Here is an 11,753-nt window from a genome sequence, read left to right on the forward strand (position 1 = left end):
CACCGAGTTGATGGCCGCAAGGGTGATGCCGCACTGTGCGTTGATCACGTTGGAAAGCAGCTGGAAGCCTTCGTCGAGGTTGCCGTCGCAGTTGTCGTCGACACCGTTGTACAGTACCTCGGCATGGCCAGGGTTGATGGCTGCGGCCGCGTCGTCGCAATCCGTATTATTCAAAGAATAGCCTGATGGTGGCGTAATGGCATTCGCAGCACAAACCATAGCGGTAGTGGTTGATCCGTAGGTGTCGAAATCGGAATCAACAAAGAATTCAAACTCGCTGGTCAATTGGGCATTATCGTCATTACAATCAATACCGTTTGACGTGAGTGAATAACCGGTTGGGGTCGAAGTTCCGTAACAAACGGCAGAAGTGTTGTCTGAAGCCGTGTAACCGTCAGCATCAGCATCGGTGTAAAAATTCCCGAATTGCCATTTGGTCGCATCGGCATCGTTACAATCGCTGTGGTCAAAAGTATAACCCGCAGGTGGCGTAAGCGCATCTATGGCACAGGCAGCCACGAGTGAACCGGCACCAAACGTATCGCCATCGGCATCTGCATAGAATTCAAAGGTCTCATGTTTGAGCGGATCGGTATCGTCACAATCGTCGCCTATATATTCAAAGGTATATCCGTGTTCCGGTATCGTTTCCCCGATACACACGTTTTCTTCACCATTGGTGTATCCGTCATCATCTGAATCCACAAGTAACAGGAAGCTTTGATAGATTGATGCATCGTTATCATTACAGTCGAAATTGAGGTTGTTGAAAAGCACATAACCATCGGGTTGGATACACGCTGTTTGGCTGATGTCGAAATTTCCATACGTGTCGCCATCAGCATCGGCATAATAGGTTTCCAGAGCGCCGGCAAATAAAACGACGGTATTGTTCGAGCCCACGCCGATTGGTGATGAGGCAAGGTCGGTACGCTCAACCGAGGTGACTTCAAGCGTCAATCCATGCAATTCAGCCGAAAGGACAACACCGAAAGATGCCTGGCCTGAAGCATTGGCCACAAGTGTTACAGCCTGATCGGTTTCACCATTGATGCTGTACATAAGCTGCGTAGTTCCCGGATAAAGCAATCCGGTTACGTTGAAAGTAGCCGTTTCTCCCGCACAAACCGGGGCAGCCTGTGAAATGCCTCCAAAAGTTGCAGGAGCGACTATAGTGTGAACTGTTATTGTATTTGAATTGGCCGATGTACTGTTCGTGGAAACCGCACGTACCCGGTAATAATACGTTGTGTTTTCGGTCAGGCCGGAAACTACTTGTGAAGTTCCGTTCACCGTCAGGTTATCATAACCCGGAAGCATGGTCGATGCAGTCGTATTGGCAGTATGCGATCCGAGGTTTGAGAATGTATCGATAGCTAATTGTGTCCATTGGGATGCATTGTAAGTTGCGGATGGACTAAGAACCGTTGGCTTGCGTACCAGTGTCATATCTGCTCCCCAGTTTGGAGAAACCTGGTTAAAGATGCCTACTTCATCGATCTGCGTACCGTTTTTGAACAGGGCAACAGCATCATTTCCGTTGAATGTCAATGACCCGCTTCCTGTAGTCAGGTTTGCGGCAGATGTAATCGCAGTTGCAGTTGCCGCAGAATAGGCAATTACATATGTTTGGCCATTGGCAAGCGTTCCGGACAAGGCAAGGTCATTGGCATAAGCACCGGCTCCGTTGACCTGTTTTTTTATGGTGTATTGGGAGAGGTTCACTGCGGCACCAGTTCCGTTATATAGCTCAAGTACTTTGTTGTTGCTGCTTCCTTCCCCGTATTCAGAAATGATAAGGTCTGAAATAGTGCTGGTCGCCGTAAAGGCAGCTGTGGTGCTTACATCTAATTTATAGGATGATGCGCCGGCAACCGAATTCCAGTTGGCCGTAAAAGAAGTCGACCCGATTGGATCTGCCGCAATGGCAACTGGCGCAGTGATGGCGCCTGTGGTAAACGAAGCCTGATTTCCGTAATAGGTTCCGTTTCCATCTGTTCCATATGCTTTGAAATAATAAGTCGTTCCCGGTTCCAATGAAGATAGTGCTACGGAGAAACTTCCGGATGAAAGATTGCTTGCCGCAACGGGCGTTCCTGAACCGTTGATGAATCCATTAGTCGTGCTGTAAGCTATTCCATAAGAACTGAAGGTACTGCACAAAGAAGACAATGATCCGGACAGTGTTGACCCATTGGCAGATACGCCGGAAGCGCTTCCGGTTGTTGCCGTTCCGGCCGGATTGATTCCGCTTCCGGTAATGTCAATATCAAAAGGAGCTGTCAGGCCACCACCAGTCAGGGTGATTTCCCCACTGTATGATTGGACTACAGTCGGAGAGAATTTAACCCAAACAACCTGGTTCGTGAATGAATCACCGGAATATGTAACATCCAATGTTTCAGTATACGTCCCGTTTTGGGATAGCGAATAGCCGAAACCGTTCAATGAAGCGATGTTGATTGCAGAACCGTCAAGATTCACCCCGCTGATTGCAAAGCTTGTAGTTCCTGATGTGCCTGTACAAAGACTTCCTAAAGCTGTCGGTGCAGTTGTCAAAGCGACGGCAGGTGAAGACAAACTTAGTGTCGTGCCAGATGCCTCACCGCTAAAAGCCGTTTCAATAGTGTCACCGTTACGGGCTTTTACCTTAAAGGTGTATAGTGTGTTCGATGCCAGCCCGGAAGCCGTTACCGTTCCCCATTGGACAGCTGTTCTCCATACGGCAGTCGCACCTAATGCACCTGAAGCCTGAATATATTGCCCGCCTGCTTCCTGTATTGCGAATTGGGTTGCTACCGGGTTGTTGTCAGAGTTGATTTCAATATCGAGTGTCGATGTCGTGGCATTTCCAACAGCCGGTGTTCCTGGCACATTGGCAAGGGTGTAAAAAGAAACTACGTTACCGTTCACCGTAGTGGCGGAAGTTCCCACAGCACGAAAATAATATTGCGTATTCACAGCCAATGATGAAACCGAACCTGAAATGGAAGTATTGGAAGATCCGGTAGCAGTAGTGGGTGAAGAAGTTACGTTTGTAGCTGGTGTTGCCGTAGTTCCGAAAAGGAATTTAGCTGCCGTACTTGTACCGTTTGCATTTATGGTTCCGCTTAAGTTGGCAGAAGAAGTTGTGATTCCTGAAGCAGTTCCTGTTGTAACGGTTGGCGGAGTGATTGAAGTTGCAGCCGTTACACTGATAGAGATATCATCAATTCTCCAGTTTGCAGTACTTGCGGCTGCATTGCCACTACCGTCAGATCCATAAATCCTTAACGTTAAAGCGGCTCCTGCAGCTCCTGCGAGAGCAGTAGGCGTAATGGTTTTTGACGACCATGAAGTGCCGTTTTGTATTACGGTGCTTCCATTGGTTATGGCCGTAGTATAACCGGCAACGTTGGATCTTAAAGTACCATTGACCGGACCTGTTCCGGTAGATCGTGTACCAAATGTTATTGAATTTACGGTAATGGTCGTACCTGTGATTGGCGTGAATGTAATTTCAAAATAGGCACTTCCGCTTGCCGCAGTATTCAAGGCTCCTGTTCGGGCCGCAGCACCAAAGTTATTGCTCCCTGTTGCTCCGGTATATCCGCTGGATGCAGAAACCGTAGTCACCAAAGCTGTTGTACCGTTGTTGTTTCCCTGAGACCACGTTCCAACCGAAATGCTGGAATTGGTTCCCGATGTCGGTGTTGTTGCAGAGTCACAATTCCACGTATAAATGGTTGTTTGTGCTGACCCAATACCGTAAATCATACAGACGAAGACCCCGAGGAGCATTCGAAACCGATTACTTTGTAAAAATGAGTTCATGATAATGTTTGTTGTTTTTTTAGACAGACAACAAATGTATCATTGTAAAAATGCTTGTTTGTATGCTGATTATTAAGTGTTTATTAACTAAATGCTTTTTGCGTTCCCAAAACGGCTCTGGCGTTATCGTGACGTTAACGCTTTGGAAAATGTTCCTATGTCATCTTACAGGACATAAAAAAACACCCGTAAAGGGCGTTTGATGATTTTGACAGGAAAAATGGGAAGTTTATTTTTTGCCTTCTTTTTCAATTGGCTTTTTCGTCTTATATAATGGAATGAAATAACTCACTGTGTAATTGAAACCAGCCCCGAATTTCCCTTCATACGTCCGGTTGAATCCCGGAATGTAGAGGTTCGCGAAGTTCTGTGGTTCGGTTTGGGATATAAGGTAATTGATCCGGACACTGAAGCCGACAAAAATATTGTGCAATACTTCGGCTTTCAATCCGGCCACGAGCTCGATCCAGCCTGCGGTAAGCCCGTCGAATTTATCTCCCGATGGGACTATTTGCTCTTCCCCGAAGTACGGGTTCGGATTGTATATTTTGTAACTGTTGCGTGTCTGTGAAAATGTACTGAAACCGTATCGGGCGCCAACATTGATGATGTTTTCCATATTGAGCCAGTTCTGGTAGGTGTTATAATCGAACCCGGCCTTGATATAGGAACCTTTGGTGGTGTAGTCTATACGGTCTTTGTCGTCAGTCTTATTTTCATTTCCAATTTCGGCCGCGATATAATAGCTGGGTGAAATCCGGTAATCGGCGACAAGTTCCAGTCCTTTGTAATCTTTATCGTAAAGACCTCGTGTAAGACGGTATAAGTCGACACCAATCCGAAGCCCGTATCGTCTTTCCTTGATCGTAACGGAATCGGTCGGTTTGTCCGCTTCTTTTTGCTCGGTTTTTTGTGCCGATGCTGTCAGGAAGCAAAGCACAAACAACAGGCTACCATAAAACCCTGATATGCGCATCGGTTTCAAATTCAATGTTATAATCATCTACTATAATGGTTCGCATCCAGGCGAGTGGAGGAAGTGGCGTACGTTGATAGCCAGGAGCGGGGCCGCCATTGCCGTTTAACGTGAAAACGGTTTTATATCCGCAGGCACGTGAAACGTAAACATTGTTGCGGGTATAGTTAAAGATAATCGTGTCTGTCCGAATCAGGTTCGGATCTGAACTTTCCGGATTTATGGTAAAAATCCAGGTAACGGTATCGGCATCTGTCTTTAGCGGTACATATACTTTGCTTTGGGCTGTCACGCGCAAGGTATCGTCAGAATTGATTTCCCGCATGTCCAGCGTCACCGGTTTCAAATCTGCAGTCACATCGATATTATGGAATTCCATAAAAAGGCGCGGAGTTGTGGGCGTGGATTCGCTGCAAAGATCGTCGCGTTCACAATTCGCCGAACCAAGCGCCATAAAGGCCAAAGCAATCAAGGCCGGTATTTTTTTCATAGCAATCACTGGCGTTTTTCCAAAAGTACGACATTTTCTACGTGATGCGTCTGCGGGAACATATCTACCGGACGCACACGCACGACTTTGTACGTTTCGTCCATAAGTGCGAGATCTCTCGCCTGTGTCGCCGAGTTACAGCTTACATAGACCACTTTTTCCGGGGCGATCTTGAGAATCATATCCACGACATCTTTGTGCATGCCGTCGCGCGGCGGATCGGTGATCAAAACATCAGGAACACCGTGTTGGGCGATGAAGGTGTCGTTGAATACAGTTTTCATGTCGCCCACGAAGAACTCACAGTTGTCAATGTTGTTGCGTCTGGCGTTTTCTTTGGCTTCGGCAATAGCATCGGGCACGCTTTCCACCCCGATTACTTTCTTTGCCTTTTTGGAGACGAATTGGGCGATAGTTCCGGTTCCGGTGTATAAATCATAAACCAGCTCGTTTCCGGTCAATCCGGCAAAATCGCGCGTCACCTTATATAGTTCGTAGGCTTGCTGCGGATTGGTCTGGTAAAACGATTTGGCGTTGATGGCGAATTTCAAACCTTCCATTTCCTCAAAGATATGGTCGCGGCCTTTGTATAATTGGATGTCCTGATCATACAGCGTGTCGTTCGCCTTTTGGTTGACTACATATAATAAGGATGTGATTTGCGGGAATCGTTCCGACAGGAAATCAAGGATCAGTTCACGTTCCGTCTGATTGTCGTCGAAGAATTGGATCAAAACCATGACTTCGCCCGTAGTCGCCGTTCGGATCATAAGCGTACGCAGCAAACCTTCGTGTTCACGCGGATTGAAAAACGCCAGATTATTTTCTATGGCAAAACGACGCACCTCGTTGCGGATATCGTTTGACGGATCCGGCTGCAGCCAGCATTTTTCGATGTCGAGGATTTTGTCCCACATTCTCGGGATATGGAAACCGAGTGCGTTTCGGTCATTGACTTCGCCTTCGGTGGAAATTTCTTTTTCGGTGAGCCAACGCGCGTTCGAAAAAGAGAATTCCATTTTGTTACGGTAGAAATATTGCTCTTCCGAACCTAAAATGGGTTCGAATTCCGGCAATTCCACTTTCCCGATGCGCTTCAAATGGTTGAACACTTCGTTCTGTTTGTAATATAACTGCCTGTCGTATTCCATGTTCTGCCATTTGCAGCCGCCGCATGAGCCAAAATGCTGGCACACGGGTTCGGTCCGGAATTCCGAATAGGAATTTATTTTGATTGCCTTGCCTTCATAATAGGCTTTGCGCTTCTTGAATGTCTGTACGTCTATGTTGTCGCCGGGGACGACGTTGGGAACGAAGATCACTTTTCCGTCGGGTGCTTTTGCAACACAGACGCCTTTTGCACCTGCATCGAGTACGTCTACATTCTGGAAAATAATCTTATCGGTGGTTTTTCTTGCCATGGCGCGAAGGTACAATTAACGATTAACAATTAATAATGAATAATTGGTTTACGCTAAGTACGTGCGACGATCCGGGGTAGACTTTTTTACGGTTCGATCGAAGCTAAAGGAAAGATGATAATGAACAATGAAATGGATTGTGTTGCTTAAATTACAATGGTCAAGATAGATCGGAGATAATTATTATAAAACAGCTGTTGGTAACGGCATATAAAAATTTAACACCCGAGGCTTTAGCCGAACTGAGCGAAGCTAAAAAAATACATAAAAATGTATCTGACTAAAATTTCGATTATGTAGGGAACACCATTGACCCCTTCCCAATGCAAAATAACTCTTCCCGAAATTATATGGGTACATATAAATTGCCGGAAAAGTTAAATTTTACTACATCGACAGGTTGATTGTTCAACCACTTAAAAATTGGTGCAAATACTTTCATCCTGCATTTTGTTTAAATCTCTAAGTGCAAAAGTCTTCAGGCTTTGCCAAACTGTTCCTGCTACACTTGCGTTGCGCATGAATCAAACTGTGGCAATCTGATGTGTGGATTTTTAAAAAGCCACAACTATAATCGCCACAAATTTATAAGCCGGACATATGGCAGGCCCCACCAAAATAAGAGATGCAGCCGAGCCATACGAAGCTTGAATAAATAATAACAATAACAATAAATAATAACCCTTAACTTTAAGGAAATTAAAATAACAACACATGAAAAGACAGGCAACAGCCGTTTGGCAAGGTACGATCAAAGAAGGTTCGGGGAAACTGACCACTCAGAGCAAAACGCTCGACGGAACGCAATATTCATTCAAAAGCCGTTTCGAAGAAGGCGTGGGGACAAATCCGGAAGAATTGGTAGCGGCGGCCCACGCGGGCTGTTTTACCATGCAGCTCGATGCCTTCCTCTCTGAAACCGGCCACCGTATTGAATTCATTGAAACGACTTGCAAGATTGATCTGACCGATGGAACCATTGTGTCGTCGGAACTTGAGGTCAGTGCCAAAATAGAAGGGATTTCAGATGAGGAATTTCAGGAACTTGTCACCAAAGCTGAGAAAAATTGCCCGATTTCCAAATTATTGAACGCGAAGATTACGTCGAATGCGAAGTTAGTTTGAAGGTCGGAAGTTCGGGAGTTCGGAAGTTCGGAAGAATTGAAAAGCTGCCTTAATGGTGGCTTTTTTATTTATGAACAGATTACGAAATCGATACCTGTGTTGAATACTTTTGATTATTTTTGCCATTAACCGGATGATTTCTCTCCATAAGAAGGAATAATCGCTTTTTAATTAAAATATCTTCAATATGTCGGTTTTATCTACATCCACATCTGAAGCTCTTATGGCACTCGAAGATCAGTTCGGTGCCCACAATTACCATCCGCTTCCCGTTGTACTTTCAAAAGGTGAAGGCGTTTACGTTTGGGACAGCGAAGGGAAACGGTATTATGATTTTCTATCGGCTTATTCTGCGGTGAATCAGGGGCATTGCCATCCGAAAATCATTTCTGCCCTGATCAACCAGGCACAAACACTGACGTTGACATCACGAGCTTTTTATAATGACAAGCTTGGTGAATATGAACAGTTCATGTCGCATTATTTCGGGTTCGATAAAATGCTGCCAATGAATACAGGTGCAGAAGCTGTAGAAACCGCTGTCAAGATTTGCCGTAAATGGGCTTATGAAGTAAAAGGGCTTTCTGAAAATCAGGCGAAAATCATTGTGTGTGATGGGAATTTCCACGGACGCACCACGACAATCATTTCGTTTTCGAACGATGCCAATGCACGCAGGAATTTCGGGCCATATACAGATGGATTCGTTTCAATTCCATACAACCACATCGAAGCTCTTGAAAATGTACTGTCAGCCTCGAATGAGATTGCCGGTTTTTTGGTAGAGCCAATCCAGGGTGAAGCCGGGGTTTTTGTTCCGTCTGATGATTATCTGTCAAAAGCGAAAGCTTTATGCGAAAAATACAACGTCCTTTTTATTGCCGATGAAGTCCAGACCGGCATAGCCAGGACAGGAAAACGACTGGCCGTCGACCATGAAAACGTGCGTCCCGATATACTGATTCTGGGGAAAGCACTTTCTGGCGGAGTTTATCCGGTGTCGGCTGTTTTGGCTGATAATGAAATCATGAATGTCATCAAACCCGGACAACACGGTTCCACGTTTGGCGGAAATCCGTTGGCTGCCGCAGTAGCTATGGCTGCGCTTCAGGTTGTTACCGAAGAATCGCTTGCGGAAAACGCAGAATATCTGGGCCGGATTTTCCGTGAGAAAATAGGCGAGTACATAAAAACGTCTGGTATTGCAACGCTAGTACGCGGTAAAGGATTGCTCAATGCCATTGTAATCAATGATTCTGAAGATGGCGATACGGCATGGAATATTTGCCTGCGCCTGCGCGATAATGGTCTTTTGGCAAAACCGACACATGGGAACATCATTCGTTTTGCGCCACCTTTGGTGATGAACAAAGAACAGTTGCTCGATTGTATCACGATTATCATAAGGACGCTCAGTGAGTTCGAAAAATAAAAAAATCCGCCGGTTAAAGGCGGATTCTTTATTTAAGAGAGGCTGTTATCTTCCCTGACGCTCCATTTCCCGCCTGAATTCGGTCATAAATTCATCACTACTGAATATGATGATGCAGTATATGATGGCTGCGGCACTAAGGATAATTCCCACAATAGACAATATTTTTCCGGTATTTGAAGTGGAAAAGTTGCCGTATACTTCCGGATCTGCCATATAGGTAGCTCTGTCTTTTTGTCCCAATACAAGGCCAATGATTCCGAGTATTATTCCCGAGCCGCAACAACAGCTTCCCAAAATGGAGAGGATTCCAAGCACTAAAGTCGCTGTGGCATTAGGTAATTTTTGTTTTTCCATGTTGTTTGTTTAAATATTGATTGAAATCAGGTAAAAAAAATCATTTTATAAATATAGGCAATCATCATGATTACGGCATTGGCCACGCCAAGATAGAGCACACCTTTGAGGTAATTGTGTGATTTGTCTATAAAATGGAGGCTTACGAAAATGGCAAAGAGAATTGTGGTGTAAATAGCCGGAAACATATGGAAAGCCGCTATAAATTCACCTTTGAACAGCAAAACCACCGAACGTTGTGCGCCGCATCCGGGACAATCTATCCCGAATATGCTCTTCAAAAAACACGGCAACATATATTTTTCCATAAGTTCAAATGCAGAACAATAATACAAAATTTGGTGCAACGTCATTATTAAAGTTATTCACTTCGTACTTTTGAGGCAAAGCATTTACAATGAAGAAATTTGTGTATCCGGTTATGCTGATTGCTGTCGGAATTGCATTTTATGAACAGTCGCTCAATCATCCGGACCAAATCATTACCGCCATTTCGTTTGTGATTTTTATGGTTTGCCTGATGTTTCTCGGATCAAAAATCCCAAGCAAAAATCCTGATAGCGAAGATGAAACCGGGAGATAAAGTTGCCGTACTGGATGATACATTCACAGGTGTGGTATTGTCTGTGGAAAAAGATAAGGTATTTATAGAAACCACCGACGGGTTTCAAATGACTTATTTTGTCAATGAATTGGTCAAAATTTTAAATTCCAGCGAGTTATATAAATCGACCGGAATTCATAATATAAATAAAATCAAACAGGAAAAAGCAGATGATTCGCCGTCAAGAAAACCCGAAACCAAACGTGTAAAAGGAGAGATTCCGCCAGCCGAATACGATCTGCACATTGAAAAACTGGTCAAAAACCACAGTCGTATGGATCAGTCGGAAATACTTGAATTGCAGCTTTCGAATGCACGCTACCAAATTGAATCGGCTATTAAGAAAAGAGCTCCGAAAATCATTTTGATCCACGGTGTTGGTGAAGGAATCCTGAAGTCCGAACTTGGTTATTTATTGCGCAGATACGATAACGTCACCTATCGCGAAGCTGCTTATAACAAATACGGCCTAGGTGCCATGGAAGTATCTTTCCGGTATTAAATGATGATTTCACCAAACAGGTAATCGGTTGCCAAAAGAAATTCAAAGGTTCCGAACTTCAGGGTTACATTCTTAAGGTGTATCACATGTTTCACGTGACCGGGTACATCGTTCGTCGTGGTTACGACTACCTGGCCGGTTAAATCGGCCTGAACGCCGTCTGCACCTCTCCATTCCTGGGTTGAGACGGCTCCAAAAAGATCGGAACACCCGTCCGTTGTTGCCAAATCAATCAAGTCAAGATCGACGCCTGTAGGATAATTGCGGAAAATTACCAAAACATCGGTGCCTATGTAGTCTGTTTTTTCCTGATTAAGGATTGTCGGATCAAGCAGCATGGTGGATAATTTCACTGCAAACAATGAAACCGAACCGCGATTGAAAACCAAATTGCCGTCACAAATTTCCAATGTCGAATTAGGCGATGGAATCTGCGGGTGTGCAAAAGTGCCCTCTGCATAAACGCCATATGCAGTGCCGTCTTCTGGAAAAGGCGCATAAGTCTGGGTTCCGACACTTGTCTGAAAAGTAACGTTTGGAATCCGGATGGTATGTTCCAAATGATTGATTATCTCGCCGCCTTCGAATCCATCTGTTCCATTAGCGGTCTTTATGGCAACTGTTTCAACGGTCATTTGGCCATTGAGGGCTGTCCATTCGTCATCAACTATTGGCGTTGCTGGAGGGATCGATGCGCAAATGTTGTTTACGCTGACCGTACCATTGTAATGTCTGTATACCAATCGGTTAGTTGCTCCAATAGTTATGTTCAAAGGAGTGCCGGCAACTGTAGGTTGAATGGGCAAGGCTGCAGCCACATCGGGTAAGTTGATGATGAACGCCTGGTCGGCTCCCGTCTTATAAAGAATCGTGTTGTTGCATTCTTTGATGTCGGAAGAATCAAAATCCAGGTCTTCATACACCAAATCCCCGTCATCACATGAACTCAACAACGCCAGCATCAAACCGGCAAACAGATACTTTTTCATAAAGGCAATTTTAGCTGCATCCCATCAGATTGCGGATACAGGAT

The 11,753-nt window shown here is 44.9% G+C and carries 11 protein-coding genes; 4 read left to right on the top strand and 7 right to left on the bottom strand.

Annotated elements, in window-relative coordinates:
- The 4 genes from G6047_RS04465 to rlmD all read right to left on the bottom strand — a co-directional run.
- On the bottom strand, positions 1–3,780 hold a 3,780-nt coding region (locus tag G6047_RS04465), incomplete at its 3' end, for a lamin tail domain-containing protein (RefSeq protein ID WP_211165377.1).
- A gap of 262 nt (positions 3,781–4,042) precedes the next feature.
- Entirely contained in the window at positions 4,043–4,789 is a 747-nt protein-coding gene (locus G6047_RS04470; RefSeq protein WP_169526285.1) for a DUF6048 family protein, read from the bottom strand.
- Complete coding sequence (locus tag G6047_RS04475) at positions 4,764–5,279, bottom strand: DUF6452 family protein (protein WP_169526286.1); 516 nt, start codon at positions 5,277–5,279, stop codon at positions 4,764–4,766. The genes G6047_RS04470 and G6047_RS04475 overlap by 26 nt, the downstream gene beginning before the upstream one ends.
- A 5-nt stretch (positions 5,280–5,284) precedes the next feature.
- Positions 5,285–6,700, bottom strand: a complete 1,416-nt coding sequence (gene rlmD, locus G6047_RS04480) for a 23S rRNA (uracil(1939)-C(5))-methyltransferase RlmD (protein WP_169526287.1) — start codon at positions 6,698–6,700, stop codon at positions 5,285–5,287.
- 714 nt (positions 6,701–7,414) lie between these two features.
- On the opposite strand from rlmD, the gene G6047_RS04485 reads away from it, so the two are divergent.
- A complete protein-coding gene (locus tag G6047_RS04485) occupies positions 7,415–7,825 on the top strand; it encodes an OsmC family peroxiredoxin (RefSeq protein WP_169526288.1) in 411 nt (136 codons plus the stop codon).
- A gap of 187 nt (positions 7,826–8,012) precedes the next feature.
- Positions 8,013–9,257 (top strand): ornithine--oxo-acid transaminase, encoded by a 1,245-nt coding sequence (gene rocD, locus G6047_RS04490; RefSeq protein WP_169526289.1) that lies wholly within the window; start codon positions 8,013–8,015, stop codon positions 9,255–9,257.
- 45 nt (positions 9,258–9,302) lie between these two features.
- On the opposite strand, the gene G6047_RS04495 is transcribed toward rocD, so the two are convergent.
- Both G6047_RS04495 and G6047_RS04500 read right to left on the bottom strand, forming a co-directional pair.
- Complete coding sequence (locus tag G6047_RS04495) at positions 9,303–9,614, bottom strand: CCC motif membrane protein (protein WP_169526290.1); 312 nt, start codon at positions 9,612–9,614, stop codon at positions 9,303–9,305.
- Between the two features lie 26 nt (positions 9,615–9,640).
- Positions 9,641–9,922 (bottom strand): DUF2752 domain-containing protein, encoded by a 282-nt coding sequence (locus G6047_RS04500; RefSeq protein WP_169526291.1) that lies wholly within the window; start codon positions 9,920–9,922, stop codon positions 9,641–9,643.
- Between the two features lie 89 nt (positions 9,923–10,011).
- On the opposite strand from G6047_RS04500, the gene G6047_RS04505 reads away from it, so the two are divergent.
- Together G6047_RS04505 and G6047_RS04510 are read left to right on the top strand one after the other, a co-directional pair.
- Positions 10,012–10,197 carry a hypothetical protein gene (locus G6047_RS04505; protein WP_169526292.1) on the top strand — a complete coding sequence of 62 codons (186 nt, stop codon included), beginning with the start codon at positions 10,012–10,014 and terminating at the stop codon, positions 10,195–10,197.
- A complete protein-coding gene (locus G6047_RS04510; RefSeq protein ID WP_169526293.1) occupies positions 10,181–10,720 on the top strand; it encodes a Smr/MutS family protein in 540 nt (179 codons plus the stop codon). Before G6047_RS04505 ends, G6047_RS04510 begins: the two co-directional genes overlap by 17 nt.
- Here the strand turns inward: G6047_RS04510 and G6047_RS04515 are convergent.
- Positions 10,717–11,709 (bottom strand): hypothetical protein, encoded by a 993-nt coding sequence (locus G6047_RS04515; RefSeq protein ID WP_169526294.1) that lies wholly within the window; start codon positions 11,707–11,709, stop codon positions 10,717–10,719. The two genes, G6047_RS04510 and G6047_RS04515, sit on opposite strands and share 4 nt — an antisense overlap.
- Positions 11,710–11,753: the final 44 nt, after the last annotated feature.

The sequence above is a fragment of the Flavobacterium silvaticum genome, from assembly GCF_012911565.1.
Lineage (GTDB): Bacteria > Bacteroidota > Bacteroidia > Flavobacteriales > Flavobacteriaceae > Flavobacterium > Flavobacterium silvaticum.